Origin of the sequence: Paenibacillus sp. FSL K6-0108, assembly GCF_045040695.1 — a bacterium.
GTDB classification, from domain to species: domain Bacteria; phylum Bacillota; class Bacilli; order Paenibacillales; family Paenibacillaceae; genus Paenibacillus; species Paenibacillus pabuli_B.
The window spans coordinates 3,104,984-3,124,837 of record NZ_CP150288.1 but is presented as its reverse complement, the minus strand read 5'-3'; the positions used below and the strand labels follow the sequence as shown (position 1 = coordinate 3,124,837).

At 47.2% G+C, this 19,854-nt stretch carries 15 protein-coding genes; 6 read left to right on the top strand and 9 right to left on the bottom strand.

What is annotated here, in order from left to right; all coding sequences use genetic code 11:
• Positions 1-22: 22 nt before the first annotated feature.
• Together MHB49_RS14470 and MHB49_RS14465 are read right to left on the bottom strand one after the other, a co-directional pair.
• Positions 23-1,861 carry an assimilatory sulfite reductase (NADPH) flavoprotein subunit gene (locus MHB49_RS14470; RefSeq protein ID WP_405157137.1) on the bottom strand — a complete coding sequence of 613 codons (1,839 nt, stop codon included), beginning with the start codon at positions 1,859-1,861 and terminating at the stop codon, positions 23-25.
• A gap of 211 nt (positions 1,862-2,072) precedes the next feature.
• Positions 2,073-2,462, bottom strand: coding sequence for a helix-turn-helix domain-containing protein (locus tag MHB49_RS14465; RefSeq protein ID WP_247902527.1), 390 nt, complete (start codon positions 2,460-2,462; stop codon positions 2,073-2,075).
• A 176-nt stretch (positions 2,463-2,638) separates the two neighbouring features.
• Between MHB49_RS14465 and MHB49_RS14460 the strand changes: the two genes are divergently transcribed.
• Complete coding sequence (locus MHB49_RS14460) at positions 2,639-3,199, top strand: NAD(P)H oxidoreductase (protein WP_405156589.1); 561 nt, start codon at positions 2,639-2,641, stop codon at positions 3,197-3,199.
• A gap of 163 nt (positions 3,200-3,362) precedes the next feature.
• On the opposite strand, the gene MHB49_RS14455 is transcribed toward MHB49_RS14460, so the two are convergent.
• Both MHB49_RS14455 and MHB49_RS14450 read right to left on the bottom strand, forming a co-directional pair.
• Positions 3,363-8,570, bottom strand: coding sequence for an S-layer homology domain-containing protein (locus tag MHB49_RS14455; RefSeq protein WP_405156588.1), 5,208 nt, complete (start codon positions 8,568-8,570; stop codon positions 3,363-3,365).
• Positions 8,571-8,982: 412 nt separating this feature from the next.
• A complete protein-coding gene (locus tag MHB49_RS14450) occupies positions 8,983-10,539 on the bottom strand; it encodes an ABC-F family ATP-binding cassette domain-containing protein (protein ID WP_405156587.1) in 1,557 nt (518 codons plus the stop codon).
• 244 nt (positions 10,540-10,783) lie between these two features.
• On the opposite strand from MHB49_RS14450, the gene MHB49_RS14445 reads away from it, so the two are divergent.
• The gene (locus tag MHB49_RS14445; protein WP_247903145.1) at positions 10,784-11,257 is read left to right on the top strand and encodes an SET domain-containing protein; all 474 of its coding nucleotides are present in this window, start codon (positions 10,784-10,786) and stop codon (positions 11,255-11,257) included.
• Positions 11,258-11,469: 212 nt separating this feature from the next.
• Here MHB49_RS14445 and MHB49_RS14440 read toward each other — a convergent pair whose 3' ends face one another.
• The 4 genes from MHB49_RS14440 to MHB49_RS14425 all read right to left on the bottom strand — a co-directional run bounded on the left by MHB49_RS14440 (position 11,470) and on the right by MHB49_RS14425 (position 16,069).
• Positions 11,470-12,078: a DUF1349 domain-containing protein gene (locus tag MHB49_RS14440; RefSeq protein ID WP_405156586.1), complete on the bottom strand. Its 609-nt coding sequence runs from the start codon at positions 12,076-12,078 to the stop codon at positions 11,470-11,472.
• Positions 12,079-12,107: 29 nt separating this feature from the next.
• Complete coding sequence (locus MHB49_RS14435; protein ID WP_405156585.1) at positions 12,108-13,454, bottom strand: dihydrolipoyl dehydrogenase family protein; 1,347 nt, start codon at positions 13,452-13,454, stop codon at positions 12,108-12,110.
• A gap of 64 nt (positions 13,455-13,518) precedes the next feature.
• Complete coding sequence (gene opuFB, locus MHB49_RS14430) at positions 13,519-15,033, bottom strand: osmoprotectant update ABC transporter permease/substrate-binding subunit OpuFB (RefSeq protein WP_405156584.1); 1,515 nt, start codon at positions 15,031-15,033, stop codon at positions 13,519-13,521.
• Positions 15,026-16,069 (bottom strand): ABC transporter ATP-binding protein, encoded by a 1,044-nt coding sequence (locus tag MHB49_RS14425; RefSeq protein ID WP_405156583.1) that lies wholly within the window; start codon positions 16,067-16,069, stop codon positions 15,026-15,028. The genes opuFB and MHB49_RS14425 overlap by 8 nt, the downstream gene beginning before the upstream one ends.
• A 378-nt stretch (positions 16,070-16,447) precedes the next feature.
• On the opposite strand from MHB49_RS14425, the gene MHB49_RS14420 reads away from it, so the two are divergent.
• From MHB49_RS14420 to MHB49_RS14410, 3 genes are all read left to right on the top strand, one after another.
• On the top strand, positions 16,448-16,810 hold the full coding sequence (locus MHB49_RS14420; RefSeq protein WP_247902516.1) for an iron-sulfur cluster biosynthesis family protein: 363 nt from the start codon (positions 16,448-16,450) through the stop codon (positions 16,808-16,810).
• Between the two features lie 250 nt (positions 16,811-17,060).
• A complete protein-coding gene (locus tag MHB49_RS14415; RefSeq protein WP_405156582.1) occupies positions 17,061-17,837 on the top strand; it encodes a D-alanyl-D-alanine carboxypeptidase family protein in 777 nt (258 codons plus the stop codon).
• Between the two features lie 540 nt (positions 17,838-18,377).
• Positions 18,378-19,010: a nitroreductase family protein gene (locus tag MHB49_RS14410; protein WP_405156581.1), complete on the top strand. Its 633-nt coding sequence runs from the start codon at positions 18,378-18,380 to the stop codon at positions 19,008-19,010.
• A gap of 38 nt (positions 19,011-19,048) precedes the next feature.
• Here the strand turns inward: MHB49_RS14410 and MHB49_RS14405 are convergent, their stop codons facing one another.
• On the bottom strand, positions 19,049-19,267 hold the full coding sequence (locus MHB49_RS14405) for a hypothetical protein (RefSeq protein ID WP_405156580.1): 219 nt from the start codon (positions 19,265-19,267) through the stop codon (positions 19,049-19,051).
• A 108-nt stretch (positions 19,268-19,375) separates the two neighbouring features.
• Here MHB49_RS14405 and MHB49_RS14400 point away from each other — a divergent pair, with 108 nt between their 5' ends.
• Positions 19,376-19,840 carry a GyrI-like domain-containing protein gene (locus MHB49_RS14400; protein WP_405156579.1) on the top strand — a complete coding sequence of 155 codons (465 nt, stop codon included), beginning with the start codon at positions 19,376-19,378 and terminating at the stop codon, positions 19,838-19,840.
• Positions 19,841-19,854 lie beyond the last annotated feature (14 nt).

The following is a 19,854-nucleotide window of genomic DNA, read 5'->3' as shown; positions in this document are numbered from 1 at the left end:
TTATCCGGCATATGATCTGAAATTAATACACATCCCGCTGATAACGTTTTTCCTGCTGCAACCGCGTCAGATATTCCGCTGCCTGTTCAGGTGATAGGCCACCCTCTTGTTCAAGAATGGTTGCGAGTGCAGCATGAACATCATGTGCCATTCTTTTCTCGTCACCACAGATATATATAACCGCACCTTCCTGTAACCATTGATACAGTTCTTTGCTGTGCTCCAGCATCCGATGCTGAACATATACTTTCTCTTCTGCATCACGGGAAAAAGCGACGTCCATCTTCGTAAGAACGCCGTCCTTGAGCCAGCGCTGCCATTCGGTCTGATAAAGGAAATCGGTGGAGAAATGCTGATCTCCGTAGAACAGCCACGTCTTGCCTTCTGCACCTGTCTCTTCACGCTCTCCAAGGAATGATCTGAACGGAGCTACACCTGTGCCTGGGCCAACCATGATGATTGGAACATCCGGGTTCTCCGGCAGTTTGAAGTTTGGATTTTGCTGAATAAATACAGGCAGTGTATCCCCTAATTCGACTCGTTCAGCCAGATGAACAGAGCACACACCGTAGCGTTCTCTGCCGCGTGATTCATAACGTACTGTTCGAACAGTAAGATGAACTTCATCCGGGAACGATTTTGAACTGCTGGCAATCGAATACAGACGTGCCGGGATTTTGCGAAGCACAGCTACGAACGCTGCAGCCGGAATACCTTTAAGCCCGTAATCCTGTACCAGATCCAGCAAATCACAGCTGTTCATGACCTTGCGGAATTCCGAATCATCTGCTAGCAGAGCGGGCAGGCCGCTACCCGGACTAAGTTTTGCCAACTGCTCCACAACGGGTTTAGTTACAGCAGTAATTTCGAAGTAACGCAATAGTGCTTCACGTACAGATACCTGGTCTCCACTTTTATTAACCGTGACGCGCTCATCCGCGTTCCATTCCATAGATGCAATCAGCTCATCGACAAGGCGTGGATGATTCTCAGGGAATACACCGAGGCTGTCGCCCGGCTCGTAGTCCAGATTGGAACCTTCCAGAGACAATTCGATATGACGCGTCTCGCGGTCCGATCCTCTGCCATTCAGATTGAGATTCTCCAGTACTTCCGCCTTGAACGGATTCGTCCGGTTGAACTCAGATTCACCGCTGCTGACTGCGGCTCCAACCGCTTCACTGGTTACCACTCCCGCAGAAACAGGTGTGCTGCTTAATGAAGCAAGCACATCATTCATCCACTCTGCAGCCGCTTCATCAAAATCAACATCACAGTCCACACGTGGTACAAGTGCTGTTCCGCCAAGCTCCTGCAAACGAATGTCAAAATCCTTTCCTGTCTTACAAAAAAACTCGTATGAAGTATCTCCCAATGCCAATACGGAGTAGCGCAATCCATCGAGCTTCGGAGCCCGTTTGCTATGCAGGAATTCATGCAGCGGAATTGCATTATCCGGCGGTTCGCCTTCTCCGTGTGTGCTGACAATAATGAGAAGATTCTCTACTTTTTTCAGTCCGTTCGGTTTGAAATCTCCCATTGACGACAGGGTCACCTGAAGCCCCTGCTCTTCCAGCTTTTTCGCCAGTTTCTTGGATAGTCCACTGGAGTTCCCGGTTTGTGATCCAAAGAGTACCGTAACTTCCTTGGACACCGCAGGTGTACTTGCAGGAGTTATACCTGCTGAAGGTGCAGACTGTTGTTCCACACCAGCAGGTGCAGCTACAGCTGCAAATCCCTGAATGGCTGTCAGATAACCGCTAAGCCATGTTTTTTGTCCATCGTTCAATGTAGGAATAAGGCGATTGAGCAGCTCAACCTGTTCCTGATTAAAAGGGCTGTTTGTCACTTGAAGTTCCACCATTTGCCACCTCGCGCATTACGTCAATTTTAATTCCTACTAAAATGATCATATTAATTTCTACTCTCTTGAACCTACCATACCCGATGGTAGGGGTCAATTTCGATGATTTTATGGTATTTATCAGTTTCACTGATAAAGGACAAAAAAACAACAAATGCCTCCTCCTAAATGTAGGACGGTTTTTGTTGTTTTTTAATTTGGGAGCAGTTTAGTTCGGAGTCGAAAGCGGAATATATTCGCTAAAATGATTCTCCAGCACTTTGTTTTTATCACCATATACTCTGTCCAGATGATTCTCTCCCCACAGACAGATGCGGTCGATGATTGCCTGCAGTGTCAAGCCATACTCGGTCAGCTCATACTCTACCTTAGGTGGAATCTGGGGATGAATAATTCGATGGATGATTTCATTCTTTTCAAGATCACGCAGCTGCTGGGTTAGGACCTTCTGAGTAATGCCAGGGATAGCTCTGCGAAGTTCGCTTGTTCGTTTTTTACCTGTTATCAGCTGATGCAGAATAAGAATCCTCCATTTTCCACCGACCAGTTCCAGCATTGCCTGCACACCACTCTCATATCTTTTCAGTTCCTGTTCCACTGGTAATCCCCCTTAAATCACATATATGTATATCCATTATTAAAAGTAACCGAAGAACCTCAAGGTATCTACAGCACTCGAAGGTGCGTACTTCTCAAAAAGATGTCATGAAACTTATAATAACATTGGTCAGAACGTTAAACCAAAAATGAAGGAAAAAGGATGGTTACTCATACATGAAAATCAAACTGGTCGTTACTCACCCAAGACAGGATTCCCTAACATTTGCCGTGATGAACCGTGTTATAGAAGGTATGAAGGAGAATCACCATGAAATTGATATCCTTGATCTGTATCATGATGGATTCGATCCGTTATATAGCGTAGAAGATGAGCGAGATTGGCAAAATCCCGATAAGCAGCATGCCCCTGTAATTCGCAAAGAGCTGGATCGCGTGCTCGCGGCTGATACCATTGTATTTGTTTTCCCGATCTGGTGGTACAACGTTCCTTCCATGCTCAAAGCTTATCTGGACAAGGTATGGAACATGGGGCTGCTGAACAAGGCAAATTCCAAAAAGGCACTCTGGATTGCACTAGCTGGAGGAACGGAGGCATCATTCCATAAATACGATTATTACAACATGATTTCAAATTATCTGAATAATGGGATCGCGGGTTATGCAGGATTGCAGGAATCCCGAGTCGAGTTTCTCTATGAAACCATATCCGAATCCAAAACACATATTGAAGGCTTGCTGGAGCAAGCGTATCAAATCGGCAGATATTACAAGTAGCCAACCTCTCCAATCCGGTAGAAGGCTACTTCCTCGTTAAGAGTGGACTTCACCGTCCTGTTTTATCCCCGTGCCGGCGCATAAGCAAAAGAAAAAGGCTTACTCCACCTGCAATCCAGGTTGAAGTAAGCCTTCTCTCCTTACACTACAATTGTTGATATCGTCATTCAGGCCAAACCATTTTGCTCATCATCGCATACAGCAGCGCTGCCGATTCAGCACGAGTCGCATGGGTAAGAGGTTTCACTTCGTTATTGTATCCACCGACGATGCCCAGATTTACAAGCAGGGCTACACTGTCACGGGCATATGAACGAATCGTGGAAGCATCGCGGAACTGAGCGAGACTGTCGGCCGAAGCTGATTCCTGCTCGACTAATCCGGCCACTCCAAGTGCCCTCACCATCAGCGTCATCATTTCCTGACGGGTGATGGTTGCCTCAGGCATAAAGCGCCCGTTCCCGGTGCCGCCAGTGATGCCAAGCGAACGCGCTGCAGTTACCGCTTCATAATATGATGCGTCCGCGCTGACATCGGAGAACGCATTCCCGTGCAACGTATTCAAGCTCAGTGCGGTCATCAGCCACTGTACGTATTGGCCACGCGTCATCTCCTGTTTCGGATGCAACTGACGGGAGTTTTTGCTCACATCTTGATCAATCACTCCTCGGGCTGCCAACGCCTCCATTGCGTTCTTGGCCCATGGTACATTCGCGAGATCTGTGAACGTCTGCTGCACAGACACGGCAGCATAATTTCCTGCTGAAGACGGAACGGAGAATACGACCTCCCCGCTGTTCTGATCGTAACGGCTTTGCGGCAGCGGAATTGCCACATGATTCGCGTCTATAGCAAAAGCTACGATTACATCCCGTTGTACATGTTTCAGTGCATTGTGGGGCAGACGGAGAGTAAGCTCGCCTGCGGATGGCCAAGCATCACCGTCAAGATCAATTTCGAAACGAACTCCATGCTGTGTTCCAAGCTGACTCGCAACCGCCTGCGGCAGTTTCTTTCGAATGAAGCGAATTGAAACAGTCTCGTGATCCACCAGATCCTTCGGTAAGAGTGTAGCAGGAAGTTCTAACGTGCCCAGTTCTGTGACGATGTTAAACACATGTGATTTGCCTTGACTCACCAACGCCGAGACAGGCAGAAGCAGTTCATAAGCGGCTGCACCTGAGAGCGGTTTCTGGCGAAGTTCAACCCGACGGACTCCCGCATTTGACGGAGCCACTTTAAATGCCTCTTCAATCACTGAAGCATCCACCTTCACCTGCACTACACCCTGCTGGTCAACTATACCTTGCAACTCAAAAACAGCGCGGTCTTTTTGCAATTCAGGTCGTGGCGAGGAATTCTCCGTATTCGGGGTACCACTTCCCGGCTGTCCTCCCGAGCTGTTTGAATTACCGCCTGGATTTCCACCTGAACCACCGCCCGCCCCCTCGGAGCCCGTGCCCCCTGGTGATGGCGTATATGAAGGTACATTTACCGTCAGCGGTATGGTCATCGCTTTGCTGTCATCAGAGGTTCGTGTAATCTCCAATTCCAGTGTTACCGAGGTTTCCTTCGATGGCGGTATGATCGTTCCATCGATTTGAATGACGGACGGTACCGAACTTGCGGCGATCTCCACCGCAAATCCTTGCGGCACTTTCGGCAGCTCCAGCCTCTTTGCACCTGCAGAAGGCTGCTCCAGTGCTGTAATGCTTGCAGCCACATCGGCAGCGGTCTGTTGGGCCGTAAGTACATGATAAGCGGAAGATAAACCGCGCATTGAATGCCCTGACGTATCAAAAGCTTCCACTTTATAATAATAACTGGTGCCGGAATTCAATCCGTTGTCCGTGTATTCCCGCAGACTGCCGTTATAGACAACATTGTACTCTCCATTCTCACGAGCGGAGCGATAGAGCTTGTAGCTAGCTGCGCCAAGAGCTGCATCCCAGCGGAGTGATACACTTGTTGCAGCCGATACATCAGCATTCAGACCGGCGCTGTTGTCCGTAGGTGGCACTGCATCAGGCTTGGAGATTATAATCCAACTGATCAGTGGGTCCTGTGATGCCGTATTGCGTACCGTCAATTCCAGCTTGTTGCCAGATACAACAATACCAGTGTGGGCTCTTACACTGGCCGGCGTATAAGTAACTGCACCGGTATTTGTGCCGTTGATGAGGAAGTTCGCTTTGCGCGACGTGTTTGTCCACGGATCGTTGAACCCGGCGTATATATCGTATGTCCCGTTCGGCACATCGAAGGTATAGATCAGATCAGTGCCTTTGGGCGAGTTGCTGACATTCCCTCCATTCAAATAACGGACGGTCGAGAAAATATCCCCGCCACTCGAACCGGAAGGAAGCGCGTCGGCGCTGACGTACCCCCAAGTCCGTCCCTCTACAGGCGCGTACATCTGATCCGCCGTTCCCGAGTTGGCAAGCGAGCCTTTCATGTATGCACCCATAAGTTTATAATCGGCCGTTTCGTATCCACCGTTGTTCACGAAATACTGTGCGTTCTCCGGAATAACGTATACTCGGACCGCCTGCTTTTTGTTGCCGAACTCCGGTGTCGTTACTTGAAGTGTGATCGGTCCGGGTTTCGCAAAATCGTCTGCCGTCATGGCCCGGTTATCGACCGTCCACACCGCTGACGTTGACACAAGCGTACCTCCGTCACGCACATTGACCGTCGTTGGCAGGGGAGGTATTTTCCCTAGAGGCACCGCCTCTGGCAGCGGATCGGCAATGTCGACCTTGCCCATCGAATTCAGCAGATCAGGCGACCAACTATTATACCACTTGATAGCAATGTCTGACCCGATTCCGAATTCAATCGGCAAAAATACGTATTTGGCTCCGTCGTTTGAGAAATTGCCACCGTTCCACGTATCTCCCACGTAAATGAATTTCCCTTTTTCCGGATCGACTGGAATGACCGACGTAGTTTGCGTGCCGAACGCCTTCCCCGGATCGGGATCACTCGGCAACGTGCGCACAAATGGATTGGTCATCGTGGACCAAGGGCCAAAGATGTTGTCTGCCACTGTCACCTTGTTTTCGTTAGGGGCCCAGCCGGACGCGCCGGAAGTCAAAATATAATATTTGCCCTGATACTTGAACATTGCGGGCGCTTCACGCTGTCCACCCGGAAACACACGCACATAATCGACGCCGTACTCAGCCTGATAGGTGGAATCTCGCACCGGATTGCCCTTGTCATCCGTTAGCCCCTGCTTATGCCAACCTGTCACATCGCTGTAATCCTCAGTCAGTTTGGAGATATACAACGTCAGGTTTTCCTCACTGGAATAGATTAAATATCCTGTACCGTCATCGTCCTTAAACAGCGTCATATCACGAGCCATGCCCCGATCGCTTGGGAAGTAATCTTTCTCCCCCTCGGGAGCTCTGTCCATCCGGTAACTCTTCTGATACACAAAAGGTCCTGTCGGGGAGTCACTAACCGCGTATCCGGCCCGAGCTTTACCGTAGTTCGCATTGTTATTGTACGGGTCCTTGTCTCCATCCATGTGGGCCCACATTACGTATTTTTTTGTTTTGTCGTTATAAATGACCTTAGGTCGTTCAACAATTCTGCCCTTTCGAATATCGGCCCAGATGTCTACTCTGTCTTCACGCCCTTCATACAACGCAGAGATAAACGGGTCCTTGTCGAAATCATCCATGGATTGAATCATGGTCAGTGCCATGCCTTGATCTGTCCAATTCAGCAGGTCCTTGGATGAATATACCCGCACACCAACAGCTGGCCATCCTCCCGTATGGTTTTCCCCATACCAGTAATACGTCTCCGTCTTTTCATCGTAGAAGAATCCTGCGCCATGTGCGTCGATTGGCTTGCCGTCCTGATCCGGCCATAACTGCCCCGGAGTAAAACTCGTGCGAATGGTTGCAACGCCAAGCGGTGCAGACGGGGGAGAAACGACGTCATCCACTTTCGCCTGAATCATGTAAAAATACCCTGTGCCCATCGTCAGGCCACGATCGTTAAACGTACTTTCATGACCACTATATACCTGCTGGTACGTACCCGCAGCACTGGTTGCCCTGGAGATCGTATATGTTACATCAGATCCAGGAAGTTCGTTCCACCCCAGGGAAATTGACGTATCCGTTACAACTGTAGCAGCAAACCCTGCTGGGGAATCAATCGAGTATGTGGCAGCCTCGGCAGTGGTGATTGGAGACTCTCCGGCAGCATTAAAGGCCGTTACGCGATAGCTGTAGCTGTTGCCGGGCTCCAGCCCCTGATCAGTGTAACTGAGTGCCGTACCTTCATACACCTGCTCATACTGGTCGCTGCCAGCCTCAGCCCGAGCCACACGATAACCAGCAGCCTTGTCCACTGCCAGCCAGGACAGCTTCACGCTTGTGGCATCAAGTGCCACGGCCTTCAGTTCGCCTGGAGCCTGCGGCGCAGTGGCCGTCGTCCGAACCTCTAGTGGCGAGGACCACAAAGATTCCGTCATGCCTCCGTATTCGTAGGCAAGCTTGTAATAATACACCGTATCGGTACCTAATCCCTCATCCACATAACTTGAAGCCCCTGTGCTGGCAACGAGGGAATAACCACCTTCAGGCGTAGAAGAACGATACAGGCGATAACTTGTTGCACCTGCTGCCTCGGTCCATTGCAGCGAAACCGAAGATGCCGTCTGCTCATCACTGGAAAACAGAACATCGTTCCTTGGCGGCTGCTCGGCAATGATCACGTCATCTATATGTACCGACTGCCACTTATTTCGAATGCCAACTGTGCCTGCCCCGAATGTAGTATCAGCCAGATCAAATACCAAGCGATCCGAACCGTTTTCGGAGATGTACCCGCGAATGGAAGAACCCGATAGCACCATTTTGAGCGTATACCACGTATTTTTGGCGAACCCATAATCCACCGATTTCAATGTTGTATCCGTTCCGTTCACCCGCTTGGAGAAGACGAGTTTGTTGCTGGGGACCTGCATTTGAAAATAATAAAAGTTGCTCTTATCCTGAAACCGCGGCAAAATCCCGGGATACCCCTGACCAGCTCCAGTATAAAAGCGCATGGACACCGTCATATCAGATACGACATCTCCAGTAGAAATGATGCCTTCCCCTGTATCGCTCTGATAAAGCGTGGAGTTGGACGCATCCGTTGGGTCCGCAATTACCTCCCAACTGCCTGAGCTTACATCCCACGCAGGGGATGCAGTGTAATCCCCGTCAGAAAAATCGTCCCGCAGCAACGTGGCTGGTATTCCATAAGGATCGGCATATGCACGGCTTGGTAACATCAACGGTACAGATGACAACGCCAATGTAACAGATAACATGAATACCAAAGGTTTCCTGAGTTTTTCCAATGTTCATTCTCTCCTTTACCTCGGAAAATGAAAGCATGGTTCTTTAAGGCGCGGTGTTGTTATTCGGCTACAGTCCTCAGCAGCGTGCGGTAGAAAGTGCGTTCCCCCCCCCTTTTTCAATGAAACCGGTTTCATTATAGTGCAAAAAAAGACCCGTCTTCCCTCCTAAGTGCAATGTTACCAAAACGGAATACCTCGTCTTTTTGCCCCTATGTCGTGAAACAGGTTTATAATATATAAATGTAATCGCTTTCTCGAATTATATGATTACGTATTTGAAGCTGTCAACCACTAACTCAGCTTGGACCTTATTCGCTTTAACATGCAAAAAACGCGTATTTTGCCTGCCTTGCAAGCAAAATACGCGCATGTATCACCGTTCGAGCTTGTTCGCAAGCTCGCTCATACTACGTTAAAATACTTTCGTTGTCCACGACTCACAGTTCCATGTCTCTGTAACCACATCACGATAGAATTCAGGTTCATGAGAGATTAACAGAATACTGCCTTTGTAAGCTTTGAGTGCACGTTTCAATTCATCCTTAGCGTCAACGTCCAGATGGTTCGTCGGCTCATCGAGTACAAGCAGGTTCGTTTCGTTATTAATCAGTTTGCAGAGACGCACTTTGGCTTTCTCGCCACCACTCAGTACCGCAACCTTGCTCTCAATATGCTTCGTAGTCAGTCCACATTTTGCGAGTGCAGCACGCACTTCAAATTGGGTATAGGACGGGAACTCCTGCCAGATCTCTTCGATACAGGTATTGTAATTCGCATCCTTTATCTCTTGTTGGAAATACCCAATCTCCAGGTGTTCGCCGCGCTGAACGGTTCCTTCCAAAGCCTGAATTTCACCCAAAATGCTGCGCATCAGCGTTGTTTTACCGATACCGTTCGCACCAACGAGGGCGATCTTCTGTCCACGCTCCATGCGCAGGTCCAGTGGTCTCGACAACGGCTCATTGTATCCAATGACAAGACCTTTTGTTTCGAAAATGAGCTTGCCGGATGTTCTGGCATCACGGAAATTGAACTGTGGTTTCGGTTTTTCCTTGGCGATTTCGATGACTTCCATCTTGTCCAGCTTCTTCTGTCTGGACATCGCCATGTTGCGTGTAGCGACACTTGCCTTGTTCCGGGCAACAAAGTCTTTGAGATCGGCAATTTCCTGTTGTTGGCGCTTATACGCCGACTCCAGCTGCTGTTTTTTCATCTCGTGAACTTCCTGGAAGTGACTATAATCGCCCACATAACGTGTAAGATCCTGATTCTCCATGTGATAAATCAAGTTAATTACACTGTTCAGGAACGGGATGTCATGGGAGATCAGAATAAAAGCATTCTCATATTCCTGCAAATAGCGTTTCAGCCATTCGATATGCAGTTCATCCAGATAGTTCGTAGGCTCATCCAGGAGCAGAATATCCGGTTTTTCAAGCAGCAGCTTGGCAAGCAGTACTTTCGTTCGCTGTCCACCACTAAGGTCGTTAACGTCCTTGTCCAGACCGATATCGGTCAGACCCAAACCGCGTGCTGTCTCATCCACTTTGGCATCGATCATGTAGAAATCCTGATTGGTCAGCGTATCCTGAATGGTACCTACATCCTCCAGCAGCTGTTCGAGTTCCTCTGGGGTTACATCGCCCATCTTGCCATACATATCATTCATTTCCTGCTCCATGTCGAACAAATACTGGAACGCACCACGAAGGACATCACGAATGGATTGTCCCTTGCTCAGCACTGCGTGCTGATCCAAATATCCGACACGCATGCGTTTGGACCACTCCACTTTGCCTTCATCCGGCTGGAGTTTGCCCGTAATAATGTTCATGAAGGTCGATTTACCTTCACCATTGGCCCCGATCAGACCAATATGTTCGCCTTTCAGGAGGCGGAAAGAAACGTTGTTAAAGATAGCACGGTCACCAAAACCGTGACTTAATTTTTCGACATTTAATATGCTCATTCATGACACCTTTTCTATATAGACTTAATTCTTTGTATATTATAAGCGTTATATCATGCACAACTCAACGCCATATTGTAAATTTAGCACCATTTATCAATGAAATATCCTATGTTTCGACTCCTGATCCACTCAAACTGAATTCATTGACATTTGCCTTATAGGTATGGATGAGTTAAAATTTTTTCTTAACGACTTACTACTATAAGAATGGAGCTCTCTAGGAGAGCATCAGGTGAAAATCATGATTGAAGTGAAACAATCCAAATTGGGCGATGGTGAATTTAACCGCGGTGTATTTGCGACCGTAGACATTCCCAAAGGCCAGCTAATCCATCAGGCTCCGGTTGTCCCTTATCCCAATGAAGACCACGAACATGTTGAGAAAACCATTCTCGAAGATTACGTATTCGAATACGGAGCCAATCATACGGCTATCCTGCTTGGCTATGGCAGTTTGATCAACCATTCCTATGAACCAAATGCTACCTATGACATCAACTTTGAAAACCACACCTTTGACTTCTATGCGTACACAGATATCAAAGCCGGTGAAGAAGTATTGATTAATTACAATGGTGAGGAAGATAACATGGACCCGTTATGGTTCTTGGATGATTACGAGGAGCGCATGCGTGAGTTGAACGAAACAGATGATGGTGCAGAGGATGCTGATGGCATCGAATCTGACTCCAAGGATTCGGACTCAAGCAAATAAGACCTTGAGGAAAAATTACAACAGTAGTGCAACTTCATATGGACAAAAATTAAATATGCCTCACCCTATTCGTTGAAGGCTTGATAAATTAACCTCATAGCGCTGCCTAATGCAAACGAAATTGCAAACGAAACAAGCAAGTCCTCCACCAAGGAAGACTTGCTTGTTTCGTTTGTTGCGATTGCAACCACATTTCCCAACAAAAACCAATCTTAGTCGGCAATGGGAGGGTCTGTGTGTAGATCCTGATCCGGTTCAGTTAACTTCCATTTGGTAAACGCAACCTCGAATCCGGCACGTTTTGGTGAACAGAGAAATGGTCCAGCTTGCTTGTTCGTCGGATAAGCAAACCTCGCGACTCGAATTGTGCGCCAAGGATGCTCGTCCGTGCGTGCTCGAATGACTACGGCTTCGTCGTGGTACGATGCACGAATGGTAACGATTCGACCACCCCACTCCGGTACAGGTGAAAGCGACCAATCGGAAAATCGATCCGTCACAACCGCTCCTACATGAGCCACGCCGTCATTTACTTCTACCCCCGCCTTGATCCATTGATCCTGTCCGTGCCAGAGCATCAATCCCGCCTGATCATATAATTCCGTGAATGAACTCAGATCAAACGATACTTCAATGGCCTGGGTTCCATCCCATGGAGCTAGCATGGCATGTCCATTCTGGTGGCAGAAACCATAAAATGTTTTCTCCCAGAAGTCACTGCCCTCCTGTGCCTCCACAATCAGACGGTCACCTTCTGTCCGTGCCTGAACCGGTTCGGTTGTCCACTCGGCATCATGAATCCGATGAAAATTAACAGACATGATTCTTCCCTTCCTTCCACACCATCACATTAAAATAAAGAGCCCATATCCGATGCGGCTGTTGGATATGCAAAATTCATGGTGTTTAACTGATCGGTTGTCAAATCGAACTGAATTGCCATGGCGAACAGGTTAATCAGTTCTTCTGTTTTGCCACCTAATACGTGGGCACCCAGGATACGCCCTGTTGCCTCGTCGATTACGACTTTAGCCATGGCAAATTTTTCATTCGTACGTTTATAAGTATACCATTTCGACATGTCATTTACCTTCACCTTGTATCCCTCTTCCTTGGCCTGCTCAACATCAAGGCCCACTGAACCCAAGGAGGGCACGGTAAATACAACCGAGGGCATTACTTTATAATTGGGTTTGTGATGATTGCCTTCAAGCAGATTCAAGGATACGGCGCGTGATTCCTGGCCTGCGAGCGGAGTTAATGGAAGTCCTTCCGTTGCGCTAACATCACCAGCTGCGTAAACTCTTGGATTGCTTTCGCTCTGCAAGTACTCATTAACAGAGATACCTTTTTCCGTATAGCTGACATTTCCCTTTTCCAGTTCAAGCCCGTCCACATTTGGAATACGTCCTGCTCCATGAACGACAAGTCCGCACTGCCATTGATGATCAGCTCCATTGCGGGTTCCGCTAACCACATACGTGTTCCCCTGCTGACGAATCGCCTTTACTTCTGCATTTAAATGCACCTGAATGCCTACTTCCTCGGATTTTTTCAGCAGCAAATTCACGAGTTCCGAATCAAACTGTTCCAGTGGCTCTTCACCTCGATGAATAATATGAACTTCCGTACCGGCTCTGGCCGCGATATGTGCAAATTCAAAAGCAATATAACCACCACCCACCAGAACCAATTTATCTGGCAGCTGTTCCAAATCAAGAAAATCATCACTGTATATCAAATGCTCTGCCCCATCAATAGGTAGGGGCGCCGGACGCGCACCTGTTGCAATTAAAATATGTTTCCCCTGCAGCACTTTATCACCTACACGAATGTGATCCTCATCGACGAAAGAAGCTTTTCCATGGAATGTATCCATCCCGGCCTGTTTGAACTTATCCTCGCTTGCTCTCGGAATACTCTCCGTAAATGTTCGCTTGAACGCCATCAGCTCCGACCACTGAATAGAGGCGTTACCTTCCACTCCTTTGCCCTTCATTCGTTCATTCCAGTCGATCAGTTCAGCCGCTCCTGCAAGCACTTTTTTGGGATCACAGCCCCGTAACGCACAGGTTCCGCCAAACTCCCGTTCATCAATCACGGCGATTTTCCATCCGGCTTCGGCGCAGCGAGAAATAACAGAGCTTGCTGCGCTTCCGGTTCCAATTGCGATCAGATCATAAATTTGTTGTGTCATGTTGGTTCCTCCTCTTCATGTATAACTGTGAATTTTAATTGGTGAGGATCAATTGAGTATCAGACTATAGTAAACCTGCTTTTTGCAGATAATCCGTTGCAACTTGTTCTGCACCTGTTCCATTCACGTTCACTTCGTAATTCATTTGTCGCATCTCATCGTCCGTGATCCGGCCTGCCAGTTGATTCAGTACCTCCACCAGCTGCGGATATTGATCTTCCGTTTCTTTGCGGAGCATCGGGGCACCCTGATATGGCGGGAACAATTCCTGATCATCCTCCAGCACAACGAGTTTATATTGTCTCAGTTCACTGTCTGTGGAGTAAGCATCCAGCAAATTGATATCTCCACGCTGAACGGCTGAATAACGCAATTTCGGTTCCATGGTGGCCACATTCGGGAATTTGATGCCATACTTCTTCTGAATACCAACATAGCCGTCTTCCCGATCTGAGAATTCCAATGTGAATCCCGCCTTAATCTGCTGCTGCACGGACTTAAGATCTGATATCGTCTTCAGATTATACTGATCCGCAACCTTCTGAGGCACAGCCAATGTATACGTATTGTTGTAATCCATTGGCTTCAAAAGAACCATATTGAACTGGCTCAACATTCCGTCTCTTGCTTGTTCATACACTTCTGTTCGATCTGTGCTTACTGCGGTTTTCTTCATAAATTCCGATATCGCCGTACCCGTAAATTCCGGATAAATATCAATATCACCTGATTTCAATGCATTGAACAAAAATGCGGTTTTCCCCAATCCTGGTTTCAATTCAACCTTCAGATCGGTATCCTTTTCAATGAGCAATTTGTACATATTAATGAGAATTTCCGGTTCTGCACCCAGCTTGCCGGCAATTACCAGATCCTTTTGCCCCCCACGGGAGAGCCAGGGAATCGCGATTACCAGAACGGCCACCAGAGCGAGTGTTCCGAGAGTGACCAGCGTTCTCTTGAACGATAAACGTTGGAACTGACGTAGAAGCACATCAAACAAAATGGCCAGCAATGCAGCCGGAATGGCTCCCAGAACAATTAAAGCTGTATCGTTTCGGTCGATGCCAAGCAAAATCAGTTCACCCAGACCACCTGCGCCAATCAGGGCAGCAAGCGTTGCTGTACCCACAATCAGAACCATGGCGGTTCGAATCCCTGCCATAATGACAGGCATCGCTAGCGGGAGCTCTACTTTGGTAAGACGTTGACGACTGTTCATACCCATGGCATTCGCTGCCTCGATCATGGAAGGATCGACTTCGGATATGCCTGTATACGTGTTGCGCAGTACAGGAAGCAGGGCATACACTACAAGCGCGATAATCGCAGGAAGTGTGCCGATACCGAATAACGGTATGAGCAAGCCAAGAAGGGCCAGAGACGGGATCGTCTGCAATACGGCTGTAACCCCAATAATCGGCTCAGCTACTCTCGGTTTGCGTGTCAGATAAATGCCAAGCGGGATAGCGATTAGAACTGCAAAGAACAACGCGATAAATGAGATCTGAATATGCTCAAAGAGAGCTGATAGTAACTGTCCCTTACGCTCGCTGAACACCTCCGTAAATCTACTCATGTCCTTCACCCCGTTCCTGCAACTGACCGGACCAGTAGCGGATCAGATCGGTTCGACTGACCTCGCCTATAATCTGACGGTCTCTCTCAACCAGTAAATGGTCATGGGAAGACATGATATCCAAAAGATCTGTCAGCGAGATTGATACGGAAACTGCCGTTTTGGCTGACTTCGGCACATGCCCAGGTGCGAGTGGTGACATGATCGATTCAAGATCAAATAATGAAGTCAAACCTTCATGTTCACCAGTGGACTTTTGTAATCCATACATCGGGTTGCCTTCACCAGACACTGACTGTGAATTCATATCCGGACCAGGACTGCCAACAAAGTCACGTACAAATTCATTGGCAGGCTGCTGGATCAGTTCTTCCGGGGTACCCACCTGCAGCACTTGCCCATCCTTCATGATACAGATGCGATCGCCCAGCTTCATCGCTTCCTGAATATCATGAGTAACAAATACAATCGTCTTCTTCATCTGACGCTGTATATCCAGAATATCGTCCTGCAATTTCTCGCGGCTCATCGGGTCAAGTGCACTGAACGGTTCATCCATCAGTACAATTTCGGGATCCGCAGCGAGTGCGCGCAATACACCGATTCTCTGCTGTTGTCCACCGGATAGTTCAGCAGGCTTGCGATCACTGTATGTGGTACCTTTCAGTCCAACCATGTTCAGCAACGTATGTACGCGTTCCTTAATTTGCTCTGACTTCCATTTTCGAAGTTCAGGAACAACCGCAATATTCTCGGCGATCGTCATATGCGGGAACAATGCAATCTGTTGCAGTACATATCCGATATTCCAGCGCAATTCATGAATGTTATATTCATCAATGGGCCGTTCGTTAATCCGTACGGTCCCGTCTGTGCGCTCGATCAGGCGATTGATCATTTTAAGCATGGTGGTTTTGCCACAACCGCTCGGACCAATCATGACGAACAGCTCTCCCCTATTAATGTTGAGATTAACCTGACGCAGAGCATGGGTTCCATCAGGGTATTGCTTGGATACATTTTCGAACTGAATCATCCGTTCTCTTCTCTCCTTTTATCACACATTCATTCTCATCTATTTCCCCAAAAGCGTACACATATAATCACCGTGGTGGACTGGAGTATTGTTGTTTCAGTAGCAATCGGTACACGAACGAGCACCTCTAAAGGTTGAACAATCAGCAGAAAAGGCGGGCCTCGACGCACCGTCTCTGTCGTCTAATCTTCTCTGTCTTCCTCCCGGATGAACACTTCCAGCCCTCAGTGTTAAAGGTTTATCGGTGATCATTTTCCAGACTGATCAATCAGGAAAATAAATGCTTTGAATTTTGGCAAAGTGGTATAATGTTAATAGAAGTTAATTTCCTTCATTTACTATTACGATCATGCCAACATATAAAAGGAGTGTAACTATATGCATATTCAAATTACAGATTTGGCTGCGGCGCGATTGACTGAAAGTCTGAATGACCAGCCCGGATATTTTAAAGTGATTTATGACTTGGAAGGGTGTGGTTGTAATGGAGTTATCGCCATACTAATCGTTGATGAACCCGAAGCTCTGGATGTACAAATTGAAACCAATCTGGTGCCATTCTATGTGGATCCGAAGCAGCAGTTAAACCTGGAGCAGCACATGAAGCTGGACACGGAACCAAACTATCCTTCCTTCAAATTAAGCAGTGATTCCGGCGTTCTTAGCAGCAATATCCGTGTTCGCGATGCTCGTACAGTGGCTGTTGGAAGTTCCGGTAATTCGGTTTCGTGCGAGCTGTAATCCAAAGATTCGTGGCTGAAATAATGAGCATTTGAATCACCTATATGTACACATGAAGACTTTGCACAAAGGGTGCAGAGTCTTTTTTCATGTTCTTTTTATGCCTCTTTCCTCCTAAAACACTTAAAAGCTATGAATCTCGCAAACTTTGTTTACAACTCGGAAACAATTGGAGAACCTATCGATATAATCCTCTAGTATACTCGGGATATAACACGAGATTGATATAACCTGAGGAGGAACACGCATCATGAAATCTTTTACACGTAAATCCATCGTATCTACGATACTTATAGGTTCTGTCGTAGCGGGCTCAGCATTCACAACGCTGCCCTTCACTAAGGAACTGAATCCAGTCGCCTCTGCTGCCAGCTCCAGCTTCACTCAATTCCTGCACGATAATGCACCTGGGCGCACAATCAAAACGAGCAGCAGCGGTCTGGCAACGGTAACGAATCTATCAAGCACGGTTGTGCTAGTGAATAAAAAGAGAAACTTGCCATCTACCTATGCTCCTCAAGATCTGGTTGTTCCTAACATTCCATTCAGTTTCTCCGGCTCCAGTCCGAAAAAACAAATGCGTAAAGTGGCTGCTACCGCGATTGAGAAGTTATTCGCAGCAGCAAAAAAAGACGGCATTGATATTAAAGCCGTGTCCGGTTATCGCTCTTATGCCACGCAGAAATCCATTTTTGATCGTAATGCAAGTATCAAAGGTGAAGCGGTTGCCAATAAAACCAGTGCCCGTCCAGGCCAAAGTGAACATCAGACCGGTCTTGCAATGGATATCTCCAGCGCATCAGCGGGATATGATTTGCAACAAAGCTTTGGAAACACCAAGGAAGGCAAATGGCTGAAAGCCAATGCACATAAATACGGATTCATCATTCGTTATGGCAAAGATCAGGAGAAACTGACAGGCTACTCTTATGAGCCATGGCATGTGCGTTATGTTGGCGTATTTATTGCCGGCGAAATTACGAGCCAAAACCTTACACTCGAACAGTACCTGGAGCGGGTGAAATAAACATCAGGAATCTGTATCTTATAAGCTATCCATTCCACTTTTAAGACTATTCCATGTAGACGAACAAAATGAACAATACAGGACGGGGCCCGGTACCGGGCCTTTCATTCCTGCATCTCATCTATATATGCACTTACAACATCCAGCAGTAAATAACTCTCTGTCATAGATTACGGACCTACCATCTTTCGAAAGACGACGGGTAACCTCTTTACGCTTTCTGTTCCAGCCCAGGAACCCACGCCAGCAAGAAGCGCATTATGAAACAGATAAAATGCAACATTGTATGCTATAGTACCGAGAACCATCTCCACCACCAAAAATCGTTTTAGCGTGGAGGATTCGATGACGTATACCTGAAATTCATGGCGGGACTTTCCAGATTTATACCTCGTGATAAGTGTTTTCATGAATCACCTCTACTGTTTTATTTTATCGTATGGGAGGCAGATCTTGTCTTATTCAAAAATAATACTTACATAAAGTAACTTAGTGTGTTATAGTCAGTTTATAAATCATACATAAGCGAGGGAAACTACCATGAGTGAATTGGAGAATCTGGTCAAAAACCGTAGGTCGGCCGTTATTTTTGAAGAAGGAATTGAGATTCCAGAGTCGGAACTGCAAGAAATGTTTGCCTTGAACAAATTCGCACCTTCCGCCTTTAACCTGCAACATACGCACTATCTTGTGCTGACGGACCCGGCCCAGAAAGAAAAAGTGTATGAAGCTTCCCAGCAATACAAAGTAAAAACGGCTTCTGCAGTCATCGTGGTATTGGGCGATGTTAACGCACACCATCACATCCGCACAATCAATGAAGGTCTGCTGAACCTTGGTGCGATGACTCCCTTCCAATACGAGCAGGAATCGCAGAGTGTTACCGAATTTTATGAAACGCGTGGAAGGTTCTTCCAACGGGAAGATGCGATTCGCAATGCAAGCCTTTCAGCGATGCAATTGATGCTGATTGCTCAGGATCGTGGTTGGGACACCTGCCCCATGATTGGCTTCGACCCGGAAGAGTTGCAGCGCAGCTTGGATATTCCTGATCATTATGTACCTGCCATGCTGATTACAATTGGCAAAAAATCAGAAGCCAAACAACGTCCGCGCGGATACCGCAAACCGATTAACGAATATGTCAGCTTCAATAGAATGCATGCCGAATAACTAAAAGTTATAAACAAAAAAGCCACGTTCTCGTGGCTTTAATACGTTTCATAGATAAGCTCATCAGAAGCTACTTTCGTTGAAGCAACAGTAGTAACGACAAGATCTTCTCCCTTGTACGTCAAGGTGGCTGTATAGTATGACATCGAACCATTATATTGAAAGATTCCTACCCCCGAAACGCTAACGTCCGGTTCAATAATCAGATTGTTCCCAAACTGAATTCTATCCAATCCGGGGCGGAGCTCAGAATCCATCTTCAATTCTCCGTGTTTTCTTTTCTCAAAAATACATATGAATATTTTTTTATAGCATGATAGCATTCGATATGTAAGCCATAACCGTAACGAAAGGAATGAATAACAATGGAATTCCACCTTGAGAACCTGCCAACATCCAGAATTGCTTATGTACGACAAGTTGGTCCGTATGGACCTGCTAACAGCCAAGCGATGGAAACATTAAAGAGTTGGGCAAGATCTAAAGGCCTGCTTACAAGGTCGACCGTCTTGTTCGGCATTCCGCAGGATAACCCGGAAACCACCCTCCCCTCTCAATGCAGGTATGATGCTTGTATTGTCATATCAGAGGATTACTGCCTAGATGAGTCGACTCCCCAACTTGAAGAAGCTGAACTTCCTGGCGGTCAATATCTGGTTTGCAAAGTCAAACACACTGCAGAAGATGTGAAACAAGCCTGGACCGAAATTTTCCCGTATTTGCAGAGCAATGGTTGTACCATGGACAACAAACCCATTTTGGAAAGGTACACGGGTGATCTCCTACTTTTAGATTTTTGCGAAATATGTGTACCCATAAAGTCTCTATAAACGAATGCAAAGCT